The sequence below is a fragment of the Pseudomonas sp. 2995-1 genome (assembly GCF_002742505.1).
Taxonomy (GTDB): domain Bacteria; phylum Pseudomonadota; class Gammaproteobacteria; order Pseudomonadales; family Pseudomonadaceae; genus Aquipseudomonas; species Aquipseudomonas sivasensis.
Genome location: NZ_LJSA01000611.1, coordinates 1 through 327, shown reverse-complemented (window position 1 = coordinate 327; position 327 = coordinate 1). Strand labels below are relative to the sequence as shown.

Genomic DNA, 327 nt, shown 5'->3' with positions numbered 1-327 from the left:
GGGTCAATCATTAGTGTACCCATTTCACCTGATGCATCTTCAGTATCTTCAGCAACTTCTGTACCCGCATCATCCATATCGTAGTCTGCTGCTCTGTCAAAACTTGAATCCTCTTCTGAAGCTATATCAAAATCATTGAAAAAGGATGGTAAGATTAAGATGATTAACAACATCGCTGCTGCTGTTGCTATTACAGGATATATCCACGTCTTCCTTCTCTTAGGAACTACTATTTTTTCAGTTTCATGACGTTCCTTTGATTTTTTTTGTATCGCTTCAAATAAATCATCTTTACTTTGTTTATCTTTAACAGGAGGCATCTTGCGA

Annotated in this window: 1 protein-coding gene; it reads right to left on the bottom strand. The window is 37.0% G+C overall.

The genetic code is table 11. The features are described 5' to 3' along the window. On the bottom strand, positions 1 to 327 hold a 327-nt coding region (locus AOA61_RS31400), incomplete at both ends, for a hypothetical protein (protein WP_218197418.1).